Origin of the sequence: Thermotoga sp. 2812B (assembly GCF_000789335.1) — a bacterium.
Lineage (GTDB): Bacteria > Thermotogota > Thermotogae > Thermotogales > Thermotogaceae > Thermotoga > Thermotoga maritima.
This window is the reverse complement of record NZ_CP003408.1, coordinates 909,011-929,535: the sequence shown is the minus strand read 5'-3', so window position 1 is coordinate 929,535 and position 20,525 is coordinate 909,011. Positions and strand designations below refer to the sequence as shown.

16 protein-coding genes are annotated in these 20,525 nt (G+C 46.0%); 8 read left to right on the top strand and 8 right to left on the bottom strand.

The genetic code is table 11. From position 1 onward, the window contains the following. Window positions 1-28 precede the first annotated feature (28 nt). From T2812B_RS04635 to T2812B_RS04615, 5 genes are read right to left on the bottom strand one after another with little or no spacing between them, the layout of a single operon-like run. On the bottom strand, window positions 29-2,002 hold the full coding sequence (locus T2812B_RS04635) for an ABC transporter substrate-binding protein (RefSeq protein ID WP_004082544.1): 1,974 nt from the start codon (window positions 2,000-2,002) through the stop codon (window positions 29-31). Window positions 2,003-2,015: 13 nt separating this feature from the next. Further along, window positions 2,016-3,032, bottom strand: coding sequence for an ABC transporter ATP-binding protein (locus tag T2812B_RS04630; RefSeq protein ID WP_004082545.1), 1,017 nt, complete (start codon window positions 3,030-3,032; stop codon window positions 2,016-2,018). Next, on the bottom strand, window positions 3,029-4,024 hold the full coding sequence (locus T2812B_RS04625) for an ABC transporter ATP-binding protein (protein WP_004082546.1): 996 nt from the start codon (window positions 4,022-4,024) through the stop codon (window positions 3,029-3,031). Before T2812B_RS04625 ends, T2812B_RS04630 begins: the two co-directional genes overlap by 4 nt. A gap of 13 nt (window positions 4,025-4,037) precedes the next feature. After that, entirely contained in the window at window positions 4,038-5,126 is a 1,089-nt protein-coding gene (locus T2812B_RS04620; RefSeq protein ID WP_004082547.1) for an ABC transporter permease, read from the bottom strand. Between the two features lie 28 nt (window positions 5,127-5,154). Continuing rightward, on the bottom strand, window positions 5,155-6,141 hold the full coding sequence (locus T2812B_RS04615; protein ID WP_004082548.1) for an ABC transporter permease: 987 nt from the start codon (window positions 6,139-6,141) through the stop codon (window positions 5,155-5,157). A 318-nt stretch (window positions 6,142-6,459) separates the two neighbouring features. On the opposite strand from T2812B_RS04615, the gene xynA reads away from it, so the two are divergent. Continuing rightward, window positions 6,460-9,639: an endo-1,4-beta-xylanase XynA gene (gene xynA / locus T2812B_RS04610; protein WP_008194151.1), complete on the top strand. Its 3,180-nt coding sequence runs from the start codon at window positions 6,460-6,462 to the stop codon at window positions 9,637-9,639. A 55-nt stretch (window positions 9,640-9,694) separates the two neighbouring features. Further along, complete coding sequence (locus T2812B_RS04605) at window positions 9,695-10,234, top strand: carbohydrate binding domain-containing protein (RefSeq protein ID WP_004082552.1); 540 nt, start codon at window positions 9,695-9,697, stop codon at window positions 10,232-10,234. 46 nt (window positions 10,235-10,280) lie between these two features. On the opposite strand, the gene T2812B_RS04600 is transcribed toward T2812B_RS04605, so the two are convergent. Together T2812B_RS04600 and uxaC are read right to left on the bottom strand one after the other, a co-directional pair. Then, window positions 10,281-10,727 (bottom strand): hypothetical protein, encoded by a 447-nt coding sequence (locus T2812B_RS04600; RefSeq protein ID WP_008194149.1) that lies wholly within the window; start codon window positions 10,725-10,727, stop codon window positions 10,281-10,283. A 10-nt stretch (window positions 10,728-10,737) separates the two neighbouring features. Further along, the gene (uxaC, locus tag T2812B_RS04595; RefSeq protein ID WP_004082556.1) at window positions 10,738-12,093 is read right to left on the bottom strand and encodes a glucuronate isomerase; all 1,356 of its coding nucleotides are present in this window, start codon (window positions 12,091-12,093) and stop codon (window positions 10,738-10,740) included. A gap of 101 nt (window positions 12,094-12,194) precedes the next feature. Here uxaC and T2812B_RS04590 point away from each other — a divergent pair, with 101 nt between their 5' ends. From T2812B_RS04590 to uxuA, 5 genes are all read left to right on the top strand, one after another. After that, window positions 12,195-12,935: an IclR family transcriptional regulator gene (locus tag T2812B_RS04590; RefSeq protein ID WP_004082558.1), complete on the top strand. Its 741-nt coding sequence runs from the start codon at window positions 12,195-12,197 to the stop codon at window positions 12,933-12,935. A gap of 68 nt (window positions 12,936-13,003) precedes the next feature. Continuing rightward, window positions 13,004-13,615: a bifunctional 4-hydroxy-2-oxoglutarate aldolase/2-dehydro-3-deoxy-phosphogluconate aldolase gene (locus tag T2812B_RS04585; protein WP_004082560.1), complete on the top strand. Its 612-nt coding sequence runs from the start codon at window positions 13,004-13,006 to the stop codon at window positions 13,613-13,615. Next, on the top strand, window positions 13,612-14,631 hold the full coding sequence (locus tag T2812B_RS04580; RefSeq protein WP_004082562.1) for a sugar kinase: 1,020 nt from the start codon (window positions 13,612-13,614) through the stop codon (window positions 14,629-14,631). The genes T2812B_RS04585 and T2812B_RS04580 overlap by 4 nt, the downstream gene beginning before the upstream one ends. Window positions 14,632-14,643: 12 nt before the next feature. Further along, window positions 14,644-16,263: a D-mannonate dehydrogenase UxuB gene (gene uxuB, locus T2812B_RS04575; protein ID WP_004082564.1), complete on the top strand. Its 1,620-nt coding sequence runs from the start codon at window positions 14,644-14,646 to the stop codon at window positions 16,261-16,263. Next, on the top strand, window positions 16,260-17,342 hold the full coding sequence (gene uxuA / locus T2812B_RS04570; RefSeq protein WP_004082566.1) for a mannonate dehydratase: 1,083 nt from the start codon (window positions 16,260-16,262) through the stop codon (window positions 17,340-17,342). The genes uxuB and uxuA overlap by 4 nt, the downstream gene beginning before the upstream one ends. A gap of 21 nt (window positions 17,343-17,363) precedes the next feature. On the opposite strand, the gene T2812B_RS04565 is transcribed toward uxuA, so the two are convergent. After that, window positions 17,364-18,407: an endo-1,4-beta-xylanase gene (locus tag T2812B_RS04565; RefSeq protein ID WP_008194141.1), complete on the bottom strand. Its 1,044-nt coding sequence runs from the start codon at window positions 18,405-18,407 to the stop codon at window positions 17,364-17,366. A 219-nt stretch (window positions 18,408-18,626) separates the two neighbouring features. On the opposite strand from T2812B_RS04565, the gene T2812B_RS04560 reads away from it, so the two are divergent. Then, the gene (locus T2812B_RS04560) at window positions 18,627-20,504 is read left to right on the top strand and encodes an ABC transporter substrate-binding protein (RefSeq protein WP_008194140.1); all 1,878 of its coding nucleotides are present in this window, start codon (window positions 18,627-18,629) and stop codon (window positions 20,502-20,504) included. The last annotated feature ends 21 nt before the right edge of the window (window positions 20,505-20,525 follow it).

The following is a 20,525-nucleotide window of genomic DNA, read 5'->3' as shown; positions in this document are numbered from 1 at the left end:
ACCCCCGGCGATTGCCGGGGGCTTAGATTCATTTCTGTTCGATGAAGAACTGCATCGGCATGGCATTCAGAGGAGTTCTCAACACATCGTCCGTTACGAGGAATTCCGGTACGTTTCTGAAGTTGTTCTTCGCTATGGCAGGCGAAAGGTCTTCTCCGACGGTTCCTATCATCCAGAGATTTTCTCTATGGATCTTCGTCGCTTCTGCCATGAGCTCTTTGATCTTATCAGGATCCGGCGTGGAGGCTATCTGGTAGTACAGATCGACAAGTCTGTAGACGACCTCTGGTGGTTCAGGCCCTTCGGGTACTTCTTCGGGCTCCACACCTCTTATGTTCTTGTCGATGTAGTATGAGATCCAGCCACTCCATCCGATGTACCAGAAGTCTGCTATGTTCTCGGAACCCGGGAAGATGACCATCGGTGAAGAGAGTGGTTGGGCAGCCCTATCCATGTTCCACACCATCGCGTCGAAGTCACCGGCATCGGCTCTTTCGTAGAAGAGAGATCTTTCAAGGTTCTCAATCTCCACCCAGACACCTATCTGTTTCCAGTATTCTTTTACCATCGTCCAGACGTCAACATGAAACTGCCCAGTCACAGTGATGGTGAATCGGAGTGGTCTGCCATCTGGTAAGAGTCTGTATTCGTGCTTGTCATCCCACTTCAATCCCATTTCATCGAGAAGCTTGTTCGCTCTGTCTGGATCGTACTCTGCATAAGCTTTTTCCCATTCGGGATCGAAGTATGGGGATCCACTCACGAGAGACGCCTGCCTTGGCTCAGCGAGACCGTTGAAGAGAATCTCGTTGATTTCTTCCCTGTTGATAGCGAGTGAGAGAGCCTGCCTGAACCTTACATCGTTGAAGACCTTCCTCAGCACCTCGTCGGAGTGAGCGTAGTTTAGTGAGATTCTGCTGGCAGAACCGTTCGCAGCGATCCATTTTAGCACTCTGTATCCTCCACTCTGGCTGTTCTCCATGAGCAGTGTGAAGTTTCCTGCTCCCGCTCCCAGTCCTCCGATATGTCTCCACTGCATATCGATTTCACCGGAGATCGCTTTCAGGAGTATGACTTCGTCGTTCTTGACGTATTCGTGCCTCACGTAATCGATGTATGGAAGCTGATTACCTTCGATATCAACCGCCCAGAAGTACGGGTTTCTCTCGAGTATGTAGAACTGTTCTGTTGGATCGGTGATAGGCTTCCACGGTGATAGTGTTGGAAGCTCGGTGTTTTCAAGGAAGTCGTTTTTATCGTTGAAGAGGTCCACCCAGGTGTTGTGCACACCTTCCACCATCTTCTTCTCTATTTCTTCCATCGGTGTGTACTTTGGATGGAACTGTTTCAGATAGTGTGCTGGTGCTCCGGTAAATCCACCGTATGGAACTTTCAGAAGGAACAATCCATAAGGCTTGCTGAATTCGAACTTCACCGTGTAATCGTCGAGCGCTTCGACTTTCACACCAATGTTGTACCAGTCAGGTTTCGAAGGTGTGATATCGTCGTTTCCTACGATGTCGTTAACCCAGAACACGATATCGTGGGCCGTGTACGGTGCTCCATCGGACCACTTCACACCCTTTCTCAGATGGAAGATGTAGACCCTTCCGTTCTCCAGAACCTCCCAGCTCTTCGCGAGCCCCGGAACGAGTTTTCCACCCTCTTTGTCCCAGAACGCGAGTTTCACTTCGATGAGCTTGGAAATACCCCACCTGTCAGAAGGCCCTTTCCAGACTCTTCTCCAGGTACCACCGAACTGTCCAACTTTTTCAACAGGCTGAACCACGAGCGGTTCCTCCGGGAGTCTCTGTTCGACGGGTGGAAGCTTTCCTTCTTCGACGAGCTTGGTCAGCATCGGCGATTCATGGTACTCGGTAATCTTCTTTCCTGTAGCCTTGTAGTACTCTTCCGGTGTTGCGTAGAAGACCCATGTGTCGTTGGCAGCAAGAGCTAAAACAACCATGAACACAAGCGACAGCAAAACAAACAACCTTCTCACAACTAACACCCCCTCACAAAGTGATTTTCACACCTCTCAATTTCAAACTTTCGGCGAAATGACAGGCCACGTAATGTGGATTGTCTTCCGTTCCAAGATTTCTGAACTCAGGATACTCTTCCTTACAGATACTTTTTGCATAAGGACATCTTGGATGGAAGTAGCATCCTGATGGTGGGTTTGCCGGGTTTGGAACCTCTCCTTCTATTGGAACGAGTTCTTCCCTCAGATCCGGATCAGGCTTTGGAACGGACCTCAAAAGCGTCTCCGTGTATGGATGCTTTGGATTTTCGAATATCTCCTCGGTGCTGGAAAGTTCCACAATCTTTCCTAAGTACATCACCGCAACTCTATCGGATATGTGTTCCACAACGCTCAGGTCGTGTGTGATAAAGAGATAGGTGAGGGCAAATTCTTCCTGAAGATCCATTAAAAGGTTGAGTATCTGTGCCCTTATGGAAACATCCAGTGCAGATGTCGGTTCATCACACACCACCAGTTTCGGTCTCAGGGCGATTGCCCTTGCTATAACGATTCTCTGTCTCTGACCACCTGAGAAGGCATGCGGATACCTTATCATGTACTCTGGTCTCAATCCGACCGCCTTCAAAAGTTCTGCCACTCGATCTTCCAGTTCTTTTCCCTTCGCTATACCGTTCACCAGAAGTGGTTCACCAACGATCTCCTTGACCTTCATTCTTGGGTTGAGAGAGGTATAAGGATTCTGAAAGATCATCTGCATATACCTTCTGTAGGGTTTCAGTTCATCTCTGGAGAGCTTTGCTATGTTCACGTCTTTTCCATCCAGATGAAGAATAACATCTCCATCTGTGGGATCTATCGCTCTGAGGATACTCTTGGCTGTTGTTGTTTTTCCACATCCACTCTCTCCCACCAATGCGAGAGTTTCACCCTGTTTTATATCGAAACTGACATCATCCACTGCTCTGACGTAACCTACTACCTTCTTGAAAAAACCCTTTGTCAGCGGGAAGTACTTTTTCAGTCCCTTCACTTCGAGTAGTTTCATTCTTTTTCCCCTCCATAAAGGAAGCACTTTACTTTGTGGCCGGGTTTTACCTCTACCTCGGGAGGCTCTTTCACATCACACAATCCTTTCATGAATTTCTCACATCTGTTGTGGAACCTGCAACCCGTTGGAAGATTGTACGGATCCGGTACCATGCCCTTTATGGTCTCGAGTCTCGTTTTCCTTATTCCAATCTTCGGAATGGATCTCAGCAGAGCCTGTGTGTAAGGATGGAGCGGATTCTTGAAGAGTTCGAAGACCTCCGCTGTCTCCACAATGTTTCCGAGGTACATCACAGCTACTCTGTCTGCCATCTGGGCTACAACTCCCATATCGTGCGTGATCAGAAGGATCGAAGAATGGTACTCCTTTTGAAGTTCCTTCATTAGATAAAGAATTTGTGCCTGTATAGTCACATCCAGAGCAGTTGTGGGTTCATCCGCTAAAAGCAACGTGGGATTCAGAGACATAGCCATTGCGATCATACATCTTTGAAGCATTCCACCGGAGAGTTCAAAAGGATACATATCCACTACCTTCTCGGCATTCGGAATCTTCACCTTTTTGAGCATTTCTACAACGCGCTTTCGTGCTTCTTCCTTGGAAACGTTCTCGTGAAGTAATATCGCTTCTATCATCTGCGCGCCAACTGTGTACACAGGAGAAAAAGAGGCCATCGGTTCCTGAAAAATCATCGATATATCCTTCCCTCTTATATCTCTTATTTCTTCACCTTCAGGATCGAGTCTCGTGAGATCTAACGTTTTCCCATTTCTGTGAAACACAATCTCTCCATTAACTATTCGAGCACTTTTTGGAAGGATCCTCAGTATGGACTGTGCCGTGACACTTTTGCCACAACCACTTTCACCAACGAGACCCAGTATTTCTCCCCTTCGAATATCGAACGAAACTCCATCAACCGCTTTTACTGTTCCTTCAGTGAGATCAAAATAAACTTTTAAATCTCTTATTTCGAGAACCTTTTCCATGACTCTCCTCCCTTCATGTCTTGTATGGGTCGGCGGCGTCTCTCAGACCATCACCGACGAAGTTGAAGCAAAGGACAGTGATGATCACAAAGAGACCAGGTATCAGAAGCCATGGATAGAGAGCGACAGTTCTTATGTTCTGTGCTTCCTGTAGAAGAACACCCCAGCTGATCGCAGGTGGTCTGAGTCCCAGTCCCAGAAAGCTGAGCCCAGTCTCACCGAGTATCATCCCGGGTATCGAAAGTGTGGCAGAAGCTATAAGGTGACTCGTCAGAGATGGAAGCATGTGTTTGAAAATGATCCTCCATTCCGAAGCTCCAGCAAGCCTTGCAGCTACAACGAAGTCTTCATCTTTGAGCGAGAGAAATTTACTTCTCACGACTCTCGCAAGCCCTGTCCAGCCTATCAATGAAAGGATCACGGTGATGGCAAAGTACACCTTTATCTGTGACCAGTACCTTGGAAGCGCCGCAGCCAGTGCCATCCAGAGAGGAATGGTTGGAATACTAATCAGAAACTCTATAGTTCTCTGAATGAAGTTATCGATCTTTCCTCCGTAGTATCCGGATATGCCCCCTATGATGATCCCAAGAACCATGCTGAGAAAGACTCCCACCAACCCTATTGTGGTGGAGATCCTGGCACCGTAAAGAATTCTGGAAAAGACATCTCTTCCGAGCCTGTCAGTTCCAAAAAGGAAGATAGTACCTTCTTCTACCCCAAAGAAATGAACGTCGGATTCCCACGTGTTCCAGAGTTTGTATTTGTCACCGTGAACAAAGAGCCTTATTTTATATATCTTCGTCTTGTCTTCCTTGTAGATTCTTCTGAACGTCTCCGGATCTCTTTCCATCTTGTATCCATAAACAAAGGGACCTATGAATTTTCCTTCGTGGAAGAAGTGAATCTTCTGTGGAGGAGCGTATACGTACCTTGCAAAGATCCTGTTTGGATCGTACGGTGAGAAGAATTCGCAGAAAATACCAAGAACGTAGAGTATTCCGAGAATCACCATTCCAATAACTGCGAGTTTGTTTTTCTTGAACCTCCACCACATCAACTTCCATTCTGAAGCAAGATACAGTTCTTCTGTTTTGTCCATCTTCTTCCTCTTCCACACACCTATCACCTCATTCGAATCTTATTCTGGGATCGAGCCAGGCAAGTAAGATGTCGGATATGAGAGTTCCTATGATCGTGAAGACACTCAGTATCAAAACGAGACTCCCTGCGAGGTACATATCCTGGGAAGTGAGTGCGTCAAGAAGAAGCGTACCAACCGTGGGAAGGTTCAAAACGATACCCGTCACAACTGCACCTGAGACTATCTGAGGAAGTGCCCACCCAGCAGTGGAAGCAAAAGGAATGACGGCAACTCTCAACGGGTACTTCCAGACGAGTTCTCTCTCAGGTACTCCTCTTGCTCTCGCTGCAACCACATAAGGCTTGTTTATTTCATCGAGGAGATTCGCTCTCAAAACCCTTATGAGACCGGCCATGCTTCCCGTTCCCAGGACAACTACTGGAATCCAGATGTGCTTCAAGAGATCAACAAATTTGGCCCACGACCAGGGAGCACCGGCATATTCCGGAGAAAATAGTCCACCTAAACTAACACCGGTCGTTACAAACATGAACCACAAAAGAATCAGTGCGAGGAGGAAGTTAGGTGTAGCGAGTCCTATATAACCAAGCACGGTAAAAACATAATCACCGATAGAATACTGATGCGTTCCAGAATAAACACCTATTAAAAATCCGAAAACCCACGCGAAAGCCGTTGAAAGAACGGATATCAGTATTGTCCACCAGACCCTCTGATTCAACAAATCACTGACAGGTTTTTCCCACATGAAAGAGTATCCGAAGTCACCTTTCGTAATGATGTTGCCGATCCAGTAAAAGTATCGGACTATCACTGGTTTGTCCAGACCATACCTTTTCTTCAGAACTTCCAGAGCCGCCTGATCGATGGTCTCTCCACTTTGCCTGAGCGTCATAACATATGTGGTGAGATAGTCTCCTGGAGGAAGTTCGATGATGATGAAAGAAACAATAGAGATAACGAACAACAAAGGAATGGCGTAGAGAACTCGTTTTGCTATATAAGCGAGCACCCAGTACACCTCCTCGAAAATTGTTTTCGAAATCAGAAGTTACAATCGCGGGTTACATCGTTCCTTCTTGGAATGAATTCTACACTATCACATCAAAAGAAATCAAGCACCATTAACGGCGATTACACCACATTAACTTCGAATAGCAGAAATTATTGCAGAATATCTTCGTTTTTCTAATTTGAAAGTTCCTTTCACAATAATGGTATAATTTCTTATCGAAGAAGCTCAATTTTTTCTTTACAAAAAATAACTTTAGGGTGATATAATTTCCCAAAAGAAGGTTGGTTAATTTTATGCAGGGAGGTGTGTGAATCTATGCAAGTCAGGAAGAGACGGGGTCTTCTGGATGTTTCAACCGCCGTACTGGTGGGGATTTTAGCGGGTTTTCTCGGTGTCGTACTGGCAGCATCGGGTGTTCTAAGTTTCGGGAAAGAAGCCTTCTCTAAGGGAGATTCTTCTCTCGAAACAGTTCTCGCTTTGAATTTTGAAGGAACGACGGAAGGTGTGGTCCCATTTGGAAAAGACGTTGTTCTCACAGCTTCTCAGGATGTAGCAGCAGATGGTGCGTACTCTCTAAAGGTCGAGAACAGAACCTCCCCATGGGATGGGGTAGAAATCGACCTGACCGAAAAGGTAAAATCCGGAGTAGATTACCTTCTTTCCTTCCAGGTCTATCAGTCTTCTGATGCCCCACAGCTGTTCAACGTAGTTGTGAGAACAGAAGACGAGAAAGGAGAGAGGTACGACGTCATACTCGACAAGGTTGTCGTATCAGATCACTGGAAAGAGATTTCAGTGCCGTTCTCACCTACGTTCGAAGGCACACCCGCAGAATACTCTCTCATCATCGTAGCGTCTAAAAACACGAATTTCACTTTCTACCTTGACAAGGTTCAGGTATTCGCTCCAAAAGAATCGGGTCCGAAGGCCATTTATGAAACATCCTTTGAAAATGGTGTTGGAGACTGGCAGCCCAGAGGAGACGTGAACATCGAAGTCTCATCTGAAATGGCACATTCTGGTGAGAGTTCGCTCTTTATCTCCAACCGGCAGAAAGGCTGGCAGGGCGCCCAGATCAACCTGAAAGGAATCCTGAAAACAGGAAAAACCTACGCCTTTGAAGCCTGGGTTTATCAAAACTCCGGTCAAGATCAGACGATCATCATGACGATGCAGAGAAAGTACTCATCCGACACGAGCACACAGTACGAATGGATAAAATCAGCCGCTGTACCATCTGGCCAGTGGGTCCAGCTTTCCGGAACGTACACAATCCCGGCCGGAGTTACCGTGGAAGATCTCACGCTTTACTTCGAATCTCAAAATCCAACTCTCGAGTTCTACGTAGACGACGTGAAGATAGTGGATACAACTTCCGCAGAGATAAAGATTGAAATGGAACCTGAAAAAGAGATACCTGCTCTGAAAGAAGTACTAAAAGACTACTTCAAAGTCGGAGTTGCACTGCCGTCCAAGGTCTTCCTCAACCCGAAGGACATAGAACTCATCACGAAACACTTCAACAGCATCACCGCAGAAAACGAGATGAAACCAGAGAGCCTGCTCGCGGGCATCGAAAACGGTAAGCTGAAGTTCAGGTTTGAAACAGCAGACAAATACATTCAGTTCGTCGAGGAAAACGGCATGGTTATAAGAGGTCACACACTGGTGTGGCACAACCAGACACCCGACTGGTTCTTCAAAGACGAAAACGGAAACCTCCTCTCCAAAGAAGCGATGACGGAAAGACTCAAAGAGTACATCCACACCGTTGTCGGACACTTCAAAGGAAAAGTCTACGCATGGGACGTGGTGAACGAAGCGGTCGATCCGAACCAGCCGGATGGACTGAGAAGATCCACCTGGTACCAGATCATGGGGCCTGACTACATAGAACTCGCCTTCAAGTTCGCAAGAGAAGCAGATCCAGATGCAAAACTCTTCTACAACGACTACAACACATTCGAGCCCAGAAAGAGAGATATCATCTACAACCTCGTGAAGGATCTCAAGGAGAAGGGACTCATCGATGGGATAGGCATGCAGTGTCACATCAGTCTTGCAACAGACATCAAACAGATCGAAGAGGCCATCAAAAAGTTCAGCACCATACCCGGTATAGAAATTCACATCACAGAACTCGATATGAGTGTCTACAGAGATTCCAGTTCCAACTACCCAGAGGCACCGAGGACGGCACTCATCGAACAGGCTCACAAAATGATGCAGCTCTTTGAGATTTTCAAGAAGTACAGCAACGTGATCACGAACGTCACATTCTGGGGTCTCAAAGACGATTACTCCTGGAGAGCAACAAGAAGAAACGACTGGCCGCTCATCTTCGACAAAGATCACCAGGCGAAACTCGCTTACTGGGCGATAGTGGCACCTGAGGTCCTTCCACCACTTCCAAAAGAAAGCAGGATCTCCGAAGGCGAGGCTGTGGTAGTGGGGATGATGGATGACTCGTACCTGATGTCGAAGCCGATAGAGATCCTTGACGAAGAAGGGAACGTGAAGGCAACGATCAGGGCGGTGTGGAAAGACAGCACGATCTACATCTACGGAGAGGTACAGGACAAGACGAAAAAACCAGCAGAAGACGGAGTGGCCATATTCATCAACCCGAACAACGAAAGAACACCCTATCTGCAGCCTGATGACACCTACGCTGTGCTGTGGACAAACTGGAAGACGGAGGTCAACAGAGAAGACGTACAGGTGAAGAAATTCGTTGGGCCTGGCTTTAGAAGATACAGCTTCGAGATGTCGATCACGATACCGGGTGTGGAGTTCAAGAAAGACAGCTACATAGGATTCGACGCTGCGGTGATAGACGACGGGAAGTGGTACAGCTGGAGCGACACGACGAACAGCCAGAAGACGAACACGATGAACTACGGAACGCTGAAACTCGAAGGAATAATGGTAGCGACAGCAAAATACGGAACACCGGTCATCGATGGAGAGATAGACGAGATCTGGAACACGACAGAGGAGATAGAGACGAAAGCGGTGGCCATGGGATCGCTTGACAAGAACGCGACAGCGAAAGTGAGGGTGCTGTGGGACGAGAACTACCTGTACGTACTTGCAATCGTGAAAGACCCCGTTCTGAACAAAGACAACAGCAACCCGTGGGAACAGGATTCCGTGGAGATCTTCATCGACGAGAACAACCACAAGACAGGATACTACGAAGACGACGACGCACAGTTCAGGGTGAACTACATGAACGAGCAGACGTTTGGAACGGGAGGAAGTCCAGCGAGGTTCAAGACAGCGGTGAAACTGATCGAAGGAGGATACATAGTTGAGGCAGCGATCAAGTGGAAGACGATCAAACCCACACCGAACACGGTGATAGGATTCAACATCCAGGTGAACGATGCGAACGAGAAAGGGCAGAGGGTCGGTATCATCTCCTGGAGCGATCCCACAAACAACAGCTGGAGAGATCCTTCAAAGTTCGGTAACCTCAGGCTCATCAAGTGAGGGGGGAGATTTCCCCCTCCTTATTTGATCATAATCTTAAGGGGGTAGATAGATCATGAAGAAATGGTTTTTGATGAGCGTGCTGGGAGTTTTCGCTTTTCTGATCATCCTTTCAGGATGTGTCTCTGCACCTGGTACGGGAGGAGCATTGAACAAGGTTCTAAAGGTAGAAACGGGTGATCAAGGCTGGAAAACGGCATGGTTCTATGGTATTGGGAACTACATCAACGCAGATGCAACCTACACCTACAGCGTCAGAATCTACCACGAAGAAGCCACATCTGTGAAGTTCAACCTCACGTTGAAGACAACAACAAATCAGTACAAATCCATATTCTGGGGAAGAGAAGTGCTACCCGCAACATGGGTGACGATCGAGGCAACCTACACGTTGAACTCCTCTGATGGAAATCCCTCGGACATCTACATCGAACCTCAGACCCCCGGTATCACCTTCTACCTCGACGACTTCGTGATCAAAGATGAGAGTGGCAAAGTTGTTTTGAAAACTGATTTCGAAGACGGTACAGAACAGGGCTGGTCAGGTAACAACGCCACTGTTTCGGTTGTGTACGATCCTGCTCAATCTCAATGAGCTGAGACATCAAAAAACAACCCCCGCTCGTGCGGGGGGTTATTCTTCATACACTGTGTAGATACTCATTTTTCAAATATCTGGAGGAAACGAAAATAAGAAGAGATCCACCGATGAGCTTCAGGAGGTAGATGATGATTTCCGGTAATCCCAACTTATAACCGACCGAGAAGAAAAATGGAGCCTGAAACCCTGCCCAAACAAACATGAGGATTCCTGAAACTGTGAGAACCGCCCTTAGAAGATCCTTCATACTGTTTTCTGCCATTTTTTTGAAGTAACTCTCACTGAATATGAAAAATCCAAGGAACGCGATGCCCAAAACTATCACAACGAATTTGTCCACAGCGTTTATGGTTTGTAAACGAGCACTTGTGAGTCCAAGCAAGGTGAAGAAGAATCTTCTACCTTCCATGAATATCACGTAAAATCCAAGAACACTCGTCACTGCAAGAAAGAGATAGGCCAAAACGTAATTGAAAATTTTTTTCATAATTTCCCCCTCATCCAAAGAAGAGAGCTTTCGGGCCATCGTAACTAACGTGCTTCACGAGTTCTCTTGCTTCCTTAATAGGAATCTGCCCCTTTTCAACCATCTCTCCCACCACATTCGAAAGAACCCTCCTGAACATCTCTGTTCTGGAACCGAAGGAGAGAAGTTTTCTGGAATCTGTGACCATTCCCGCAAGGTTGTACAGAAGATCGACTGAAGCGAGGTATTTCAGGTGCATCTCCATGCCAAATGGACTGTCGTTGAACCACCATGGAGCACCGACATAAACATTCGGAAAAGCACGTGCAATGGTGGATATCGTTGGAAGATGCGTGGGATCGAGTACATAGAGAACGATCTTGAGCTTTCCGTCGAACTCGTTCAGAAAGTACCTCAGCCCTTCTGCGATTCTCAGAAAGTTCGTCGAAATATCTCCTCCTGAGTCCGGTCCGAGCGTTTTGAAAAGGCTGTCTCTATAATCTCTCAAAGCACCGATGTGAAGCTGTGTCACCCAGTTCGTTTCCTGGTTCATTTTCCCAAACTGAACCATCATAAAGGCCTTGTAATCGTTTATTTCATCCTGAGTGAGTTTCTCCCCACTGAAGGCTTTTTCATGAACTGCCCTTGCTCTGTTTTCGTCCACATAGTATACCGATGGCTCCAGGAGAGCATGGTCACTCGCCACACAACCATGCTCTTTGAAATGTTCGTGTGACTTCCAGAGCGCGTTCAGAAAACCATCGAGTGTAGAGGTGTCTTCACCGTAACGCTCCCCCATCTTCTCCACGTACTCTCTCCATCCCTCTTTGTCTACGTTCATTGCTCTGTCTGGTCTCCAGGTGGGAAGGATGGTAACACCTTCCACCGCTTCTTTTGCCTTCCTGTGATGTTCCAGAGTGGAAACAGGATCATCTGTTGTGCAAAGGATCTCCACCTTCATGTCTCTGAGAAGTTTCTGAGGTGTCATCTCAGGAAGCTTCTTTTTCGTTTCTTCCCATATCTCTTCTGCCGTCTCTTCTGAAATTACCTTCTTTATGTTGAACCTTCTCCAGAGATCAAGGTGTATCCACTCGTAGGTTGGATTTCCCACAAATCTTGGAAACACCTTTGCGAGGGCAAGCCATTTTTCTTTGTTACTTCTCGATCCAGTTATGTACTCTTCCGAAACACCACAGCGTCTCATGAGTTCCCACACATAATGATCTGTCGCACCCTCTACTTCCCAGATATCGTTCCAGGGTTTGTTCTCAACGATGTCTTTCGCATCCAGATGGTTGTGTGGATCCACAATGGGAAGATCCTTGACCTCATTGAACAATCGCACAGCTGCTCTGTTTGTCAGAAGGTAATCCTCTCCAAGAAACATACATCCACCTCCATTTGAAAATGGTTTTCTCAAAAAGAAAATCTTCATGGTATTATTATAATTGATTGTAGACAAAGAAGAAAATCAGGGAGGCAGAGAATTTGAATACCCTCAAAAAAGCCTTCGAAATACTGGATTTCATCGTAAAGAATCCTGGCGATGTAAGCGTTTCTGAAATAGCCGAAAAGTTCAATATGAGCGTTTCAAACGCATACAAATACATGGTTGTTCTCGAAGAGAAAGGGTTTGTTCTCAGAAAAAAAGACAAGAGATACGTACCGGGGTACAAATTGATAGAGTACGGTTCATTCGTTCTGAGGCGCTTCAACATTAGGGATATAGCTCACGACCATCTCGTGGATATCATGAAAAGAACGGGGGAAACAGTACACCTGATTTTGAAAGATGGCTTCGAGGGAGTTTACATAGACAAGGTGGAGGGTGAGCAGAGCATTCCTATGGTCTCAAGACTTGGTATGAAAGTCGACCTTTACTCCACAGCCTCTGGTAAATCCATTCTCGCCTTCGTTCCCGAAAAAGAATTGAAGGAATACCTGAAAATTGTGGAACTAAAACCAAAAACCCCAAACACCATCACGAATCCCAGAGTACTGAAGAGAGAGCTTGAAAAAATTAGAAAGCGAGGATACGCCGTAGACAACGAAGAAAACGAAATAGGTATCATGTGTGTGGGAGTTCCTATATTTGATCACAACGGATATCCGGTGGCTGGAGTGAGTATTTCCGGGGTTGCACGAAAGTTCACAGAGGAAAAAATAGAAGAATACTCCGATGTACTCAAAGAAAAGGCAGAAGAAATATCCAGAAAACTTGGATATTGAAACCCGCAGATTTATGGTTTTTGTTTTTTTGAAATATGATTAAATATCACATATCAGGAGGGATGAAGATGGAAGAGCTCTTCAAAAAACACAAGATTGTAGCCGTGCTGAGGGCAAACAGTGTGGAAGAAGCGAAAGAAAAGGCGTTGGCTGTTTTTGAAGGAGGAGTTCACCTCATCGAAATCACCTTCACTGTTCCAGACGCTGACACAGTCATCAAAGAACTCTCGTTCCTCAAGGAAAAAGGTGCCATAATAGGTGCAGGTACAGTGACGAGTGTCGAACAGTGCAGAAAAGCTGTAGAAAGTGGAGCAGAGTTCATCGTCAGTCCACACCTTGACGAGGAAATCTCTCAATTCTGCAAAGAAAAAGGTGTCTTCTACATGCCCGGTGTGATGACACCCACCGAACTTGTAAAAGCCATGAAACTCGGTCACACGATTTTGAAACTCTTCCCTGGAGAAGTGGTGGGACCTCAGTTTGTAAAAGCGATGAAAGGACCGTTCCCCAATGTGAAATTCGTGCCCACTGGAGGCGTGAATCTGGACAACGTGTGTGAGTGGTTCAAAGCCGGAGTCCTCGCTGTTGGTGTTGGAAGTGCGCTTGTGAAAGGAACACCAGACGAGGTGAGAGAAAAAGCAAAAGCGTTCGTAGAAAAGATCAGGGGGTGCACAGAATGAAGGTGGTAACTTTTGGAGAGATCATGTTGAGACTCTCACCACCAGATCATAAGAGGATCTTCCAGACAGACAGCTTCGACGTCACCTACGGCGGAGCAGAAGCGAACGTAGCGGCTTTTCTTGCTCAGATGGGACTCGATGCGTACTTTGTGACAAAACTACCAAACAACCCGCTGGGGGACGCTGCAGCAGGACATCTCAGAAAGTTCGGTGTGAAGACAGACTACATAGCAAGAGGTGGAAATCGAATAGGTATTTACTTCCTTGAGATAGGGGCTTCTCAGAGACCGAGTAAAGTTGTCTACGACAGAGCACACTCTGCCATTTCTGAGGCAAAAAGGGAAGACTTCGACTGGGAGAAAATTTTGGATGGTGCGAGATGGTTCCACTTCTCAGGAATTACTCCTCCTCTTGGAAAAGAACTTCCTCTCATCCTTGAAGACGCTTTGAAAGTCGCTAATGAAAAAGGTGTGACGGTGAGCTGTGATCTAAATTACAGAGCAAGACTCTGGACAAAAGAAGAGGCACAGAAGGTGATGATTCCATTCATGGAATACGTGGATGTTCTGATCGCAAACGAAGAAGACATAGAAAAAGTTCTTGGCATCTCGGTTGAAGGTCTCGATCTTAAGACAGGAAAACTGAACAGAGAAGCGTACGCGAAGATAGCAGAAGAAGTCACTAGGAAATACAACTTCAAGACGGTTGGTATCACTCTCAGAGAAAGCATATCCGCAACTGTGAATTACTGGTCCGTCATGGTTTTTGAAAATGGTCAGCCCCATTTCTCGAACAGATATGAAATACATATCGTGGACAGAGTGGGAGCCGGAGACAGCTTTGCAGGAGCTCTCATCTACGGAAGTTTGATGGGATTTGACTCGCAGAAAAAGGCCGAATTCGCGGCAGCCGCTTCCTGTCTCAAGCACACAATACCCGGGGATTTTGTGGTGCTCAGCATAGAAGAGATAGAGAAACTCGCGTCCGGTGCTACCTCCGGTCGAGTGGAAAGATAAGGAGGTGAAAACGTGCGTCTCAACAGGGAAACGATAAAAGATAGAGCGGCTTGGGAAAAGATAGGTGTCAGGCCTCCGTATTTCGATCTCGACGAAGTAGAGAAAAATACAAAAGAACAACCGAAATGGGTTCATTTCGGTGGTGGAAACATATTCAGGGGATTCGTTGCGGCAGTGCTTCAGAATCTCCTCGAAGAGGGAAAGGAAGACACTGGTATAAATGTGATAGAACTCTTCGACTACGAAGTCATAGACAAAGTTTACAAACCGTACGACAATTTATCGATAGCGGTCACAATAAAACCCGACGGAGATTTTGAAAAGAGAATCATAGCGAGCGTGATGGAAGCTCTCAAGGGAGATCCTTCGCATCCAGACTGGGAAAGAGCAAAAGAAATCTTCAGAAATCCTTCTCTTCAGCTCGCTTCTCTCACCATCACAGAAAAAGGCTACAACATAGAAGATCAGGCCGGGAACCTCTTTCCTCAGGTGATGGAGGACATGAAAAACGGTCCTGTCTCACCCCAAACATCGATGGGAAAAGTGGCTGCACTTCTTTACGAAAGATTCAAAGCGGGAAGACTTCCTATCGCTCTTCTCAGCCTCGATAATTTCTCAAGAAATGGCGAAAAACTCTACAGCTCTGTGAAAAGAATTTCCGAGGAGTGGGTTAAAAGCGGTCTGGTGGAAAAAGATTTCATTGATTATCTGGAAAAAGACGTTGCTTTCCCATGGAGTATGATAGATAAGATTGTACCGGGTCCTTCAGAATTCATAAAAGAGCACTTAGAAAAACTTGGAATAGAGGGAATGGAAATCTTTGTGACATCCAAGAGGACCCACATCGCTCCTTTCGTAAACATGGAATGGGCTCAGTATCTGGTGATAGAAGACAGCTTTCCGAACGGCCGGCCAAAACTCGAAGGAGCAGATAGGAACGTTTTTCTGACAGACAGAGAAACTGTTGAGAAGGCAGAAAGAATGAAGGTGACAACCTGTCTCAATCCTCTTCACACAGCGCTGGCCATCTTCGGTTGCCTTCTGGGATACAAAAAGATCGCAGACGAAATGAAAGACCCCCTCCTGAAAAAACTTGTAGAAGGTGTGGGAGAAGAGGGAATAAAAGTTGTGGTAGATCCTGGTATCATAAATCCAAGAGAATTCTTGAACGAAGTGATAAACATCAGACTTCCCAATCCGTATCTGCCAGACACACCGCAGAGAATAGCAACGGATACCTCTCAAAAGATGCCTATCAGGTTCGGCGAAACTATAAAGGCATACCACGAAAGACCAGATCTGGATCCAAGGAATCTGAAATACATACCACTTGTGATAGCGGGATGGTGCAGATACCTCATGGGAATAGACGATGAAGGAAGAGAAATGCAGCTCAGTCCAGATCCCCTTCTTGAGAACCTGAGGTCTTACGTTTCAAAGATAAAATTCGGCGATCCCGAATCCACGGATGATCATCTGAAACCGATCCTTTCCAGCCAGCAGCTTTTCAGAGTGAACCTGTACGAAGTAGGACTTGGAGAAAAAATAGAAGAACTGTTCAAGAAGATGATCACAGGGCCACGAGCTGTGAGGAAAACACTCGAAGAAGTCGTTGGGAGGGAAGATGGATGAAGCTTGTCTTCAGATGGTATGGTGAAAAACACGATACCGTGACACTGGAACAAATACGTCAGATCCCAGGAGTAGAAGGAGTCGTAGGGGCTTTGTTTGACATACCTGTGGGAGAAGTCTGGCCATTTGAGGAAATAATGAAGCTGAAAGAAACCGTTGAAAAAGCGGGATTGAAACTCGAAGTTATCGAGAGTGTGAACGTCCACGAAGACATAAAACTGGGTCTTCCCACAAGGGACAGATATATAGAGAACTACAAGAAAACGATCAGAAATCTGGCAAAGGCCGGTGTGAAGGTAGTCTGCTACAACTTCATGCCCGTATTCGACTGGATGAGAACGGATCTACACAAAAAACTCCCGGATGGCTCTGAAACGATGGAGTACGATCACCGTCTCATCGAAGGAGTAACACCAGACGAACTCATAAAACGAGTGAAAGAGGGCTCTCAGGGTTTCGTCCTTCCAGGATGGGAATGGGACAGGTTGGAGAAACTGAGAGAAACCTTCGAACTCTACAAGAACGTAGATGAAGAAAAACTCTTCGAAAACCTGGTTTATTTTCTCGAAAGAGTCATTCCCGTTTGTGAAGAGTGCGATGTGAAACTCGCAATACACCCGGATGATCCACCATGGAGTATTTTTGGCCTGCCAAGGATTATAACAAACAAGGAAAACATAGAGAGAATGTTGAAAGCTGTTGACAGCCCCTACAACGGAATAACGTTCTGCATGGGATCACTTGGAGCAAATCCTGAGAATAACATACCTGAGATGATAAGATACTTCGGAAAGATGGGCAGGATCCACTTTGCACACGTGAGAAACCTGAAGTTCACCGGTGAGAAGAGTTTCTACGAAACTGCACATCCTTCCTTCTGCGGTTCTCACGATCTCTTTGAAGTGATGAAAGCGTTTCATGACATAGGCTACGAAGGGTACATACGTCCTGATCATGGAAGACTGATCTGGGGTGAAAAGGCACGACCTGGCTATGGACTCTACGACAGGGCACTCGGTGCAACCTACATTCTTGGCCTCTGGGAAGCCATCGACAAAATGAAAAAGAGATACTGCTGAAAATAAGGGGGCATCGCCCCCTCATTTTCTTTCTTCTATCTTTTTCTCCAGCACCTCTTTTATCGCGTAATAACAAGGCTTGGGGTTGTAATTCTCATCGAAGAGCAACGCTTTCCCGTACCCTTTGAAAAAGCCGGGAACCCAGGAGTATTTGTCTGTGAATCCCCAAAACTGGATCGCTTTAACTGCAGGGTTGTCCAAGCATATATCGAAGATCTTCGCACAAACTTCAGCCTGTTTTTTCAAATAATACTCCTCCGAACCACTGAGAGGAATTCTCACATCCATCTCTGTGATGTATATTTGAAGACCGAGTTTCGCAAATCTCTCCAAATTCCTTCTGAAACTGTCATAATTGAGCCCTCTGTAGTCTATGTGCATCTGAAATCCTATTCCATCTACAGGCACTCCCTTTTCTTTCAACTCTTTTATCATGTTGTAGACGAAGTTCGATTTTGCGTTGATTTCTTCTATGCTGTAGTCGTTGTAGATGAGAATCGCATCTGGATCGGCTTCTTTTGCCCATCTGAACGCTTTTTCAATGTATTCAGGACCGATCGTCTTGTACCACACGCTTTCCCTGTAGGTTCCAGAATCGCTCACCGCTTCGTTCACCACATCCCAGATCTTCACTCTACCTTTGAAATGAGACACCACCGTTTTTATGTGGTCTTCAAGAACGTTCAAAAGTTCTTCCTTTGTCCATTCTCTACCAGTGATCCATCCAGGAAGCTGGTTGTGCCAGACAAGAGTGTGTCCATGCACGATCATGTCGTTTTCTTCTGCAAACTCAACGTGTTTTTCAGCGGGAGTGAAATTGTATCTGTCTCTTTCTGGATGAATCGTATCCCACTTCATCTGGTTCTCAGGGGTCAGGATGTTGAATTCTCTTCTTGCAACTTCTATGTACTTTTCTGTGTCGGGAAGAGACCAGAAATTGTTGATTGCGGCAAAACCAATATAGATGTTCAGCTTTTCTGCGAGTTCTCTCAGAGATACATTCTGAGAGCTGAAAACTGGAACACATCCCAACAAAAGGATCAACACAGAAGGTAATATTTTCATAACATGAAACCTCCTTCTCTATGATTTAACGAAAATATGATACCAGAAAGGAAAAAAGAGAAAAAAGAAGAAAAACGACAATATTTTGAAATAATCTTTTACAAACGCAGATAACCTCCATTATCCCAGAAAAGCGCACCTTGATTTTCTCGGAGATTTACATTAAAATATTTCCCGAAAGGAAAAAATATAACATACAATCAAGGGAGGTGAGTTTTCATGAAGAAGTTTCTTGTAGTTTTGTTCGTCGTTTCCATGTTCAGTCTGTTCTTTGCACAGCAGTTGCCACCAGGTATTCCCAGAAACGAAACACTCATAGCTCAATATCTTACGGGAAGGGCAGCAAACGCTGGAAACTTCAACATCTGGGCCACTTGGGTTTGGAACGACAGGGGTATTCAAAACCTGCTCCTTGAACCTCTGTGGTGTGTTGAGTACGCTACAGGAGAAATTATCAATGCACTCGCCGCAGAACCTCCGAAGTACAACTCTGACTTCACAGAAGTTACCATCAAACTCAGGAAAGGTGTTTACTGGAGCGATGGTGTACCGTTCACAGCGGACGACCTCATCTACACTATTGAACTTGCAAAGAACACCGAAGGATTTGGTTACCATGCCCAAATGCAGCAAGTAAAAGAAATAGTGAAGGTTGATGACTACACAGTCCTGATAAAACTCGAAGAACCAAACTCCAGGTTCCACACTTATTTCCTCGACAGATGGGGCGCTCTGAGACCGCTTCCAAAGCACGTGTTTGAAAAGGTGGAAGATCCTCTCACATTCGATTTCAATCCACCTGTTGGAACAGGGCCCTACGTTCTTCACAGTTACGATCCAGGAGGATACTGGACGCTCTGGCAGAGAAGAGAAGACTGGGATAGAACACCAACTGGTATGCTTTACGGAATGCCGCAGCCAAAATATGTATTGATGATTTTCCATAGTGCTCCAGAAAAGAGAGTTCTTGCGATGGCACAGCATCAGCTTGACATTTCAGATATGTCACTTGAAGCTCTCAAAGCGGTTCTCAACAGGGTTAAGACAGCCAGAGCCTGGAGGAAAAACTTTCCGTGGACTGTCAACATCGACCCGTGTGTGACAGGTCTCCACTTCAACACTGCCAAAGAACCCTTCAACAATCCTGAAGTGAGATGGGCTCTTGTTCTTGCAATTGATATCGTTGAATACGCTGCTAACGCATTTGACGGAGCAGTAACGTTGAGCCCAATTCACATTCCTCTCACAACCGCATACTACAACTGGTACTTCACAAAACTTGAAGACTGGCTGAAGAACTTCGAGCTTGATCTTGGAAACGGCGAAAAGTTCAAGCCATACGATCCCGAGGCTGGATTCAGGCTGGCAGAGTACGCAAGAAAGAGAGGATACCCTGTCCCAGATAATCCCGAGCTGATCAAGAGGATCTTCGGACCTGGTTGGTGGAAGTATGCCCCCGATGTTGCAGAAAAGCTTCTGGAAAAGAACGGATTCTATAGAGACAAAGACGGAAAATGGCATCTACCAAATGGTGAACTCTGGAAGATCACTATCAATACAGGTATGAATCCTGCTGGACCTGCCGAAAGGAACGCTTTTGCAGCTTCTCAAGCCTGGAAAAAGTTTGGTATAGACGTAGTTGTTCAGCCGACAGAACTAGGTGGTACTCTCCATCCACAAGGAGAATTTGAAGTATCTACAGATTGGCCAGCAGCAGAGCCATGGGGAGGACATCCTGATCTGTTCAGAACGCTTGAGCCGTTCCATTCCAAATACCTTGTTCCTCTAGGTGAAGATGCGCCGTGGGGTAACTACGCAAGATGGACCAATCCCGAAATGGACAAGATCATAGACGAAATACAGAAGACGGCCTGGGGAGACACAAAGAAACTCATTGAACTCGGAGTGGAGGGCTTGAAACTTCTTGTCAAAGAAATGCCAACAATCCCGACGTTTAACTATCCTGGTGTGGTAGTATACGATGAATATTATTGGACAAATTATCCAACAGCGGAGAACATGTACGCACAACCGTATACACATTGGCCGAACTTCAAGTACATGCTTCCGTTCCTGAAACCAACCGGTAGAAAATGATGTAAAATACTTTCAAACAGG

Excerpts from the sequence above, each read along its gene's own strand:
- T2812B_RS04625 (WP_004082546.1), bottom strand. The coding sequence starts at position 4,024 with ATGGAAAAGGTTCTCGAAATAAGAGATTTAAAAGTTTATTTTGATCTC.
- T2812B_RS04585 (WP_004082560.1), top strand. The coding sequence starts at position 13,004 with ATGGAAGAGCTCTTCAAAAAACACAAGATTGTAGCCGTGCTGAGGGCA.
- T2812B_RS04580 (WP_004082562.1), top strand. The coding sequence starts at position 13,612 with ATGAAGGTGGTAACTTTTGGAGAGATCATGTTGAGACTCTCACCACCA.
- xynA (WP_008194151.1), top strand. The coding sequence starts at position 6,460 with ATGCAAGTCAGGAAGAGACGGGGTCTTCTGGATGTTTCAACCGCCGTA.
- T2812B_RS04630 (WP_004082545.1), bottom strand. The coding sequence starts at position 3,032 with ATGAAACTACTCGAAGTGAAGGGACTGAAAAAGTACTTCCCGCTGACA.
- T2812B_RS04560 (WP_008194140.1), top strand. The coding sequence starts at position 18,627 with ATGAAGAAGTTTCTTGTAGTTTTGTTCGTCGTTTCCATGTTCAGTCTG.
- T2812B_RS04605 (WP_004082552.1), top strand. The coding sequence starts at position 9,695 with ATGAAGAAATGGTTTTTGATGAGCGTGCTGGGAGTTTTCGCTTTTCTG.
- T2812B_RS04565 (WP_008194141.1), bottom strand. The coding sequence starts at position 18,407 with ATGAAAATATTACCTTCTGTGTTGATCCTTTTGTTGGGATGTGTTCCA.
- T2812B_RS04620 (WP_004082547.1), bottom strand. The coding sequence starts at position 5,126 with ATGGACAAAACAGAAGAACTGTATCTTGCTTCAGAATGGAAGTTGATG.
- uxaC (WP_004082556.1), bottom strand. The coding sequence starts at position 12,093 with ATGTTTCTTGGAGAGGATTACCTTCTGACAAACAGAGCAGCTGTGCGA.
- T2812B_RS04600 (WP_008194149.1), bottom strand. The coding sequence starts at position 10,727 with ATGAAAAAAATTTTCAATTACGTTTTGGCCTATCTCTTTCTTGCAGTG.
- uxuA (WP_004082566.1), top strand. The coding sequence starts at position 16,260 with ATGAAGCTTGTCTTCAGATGGTATGGTGAAAAACACGATACCGTGACA.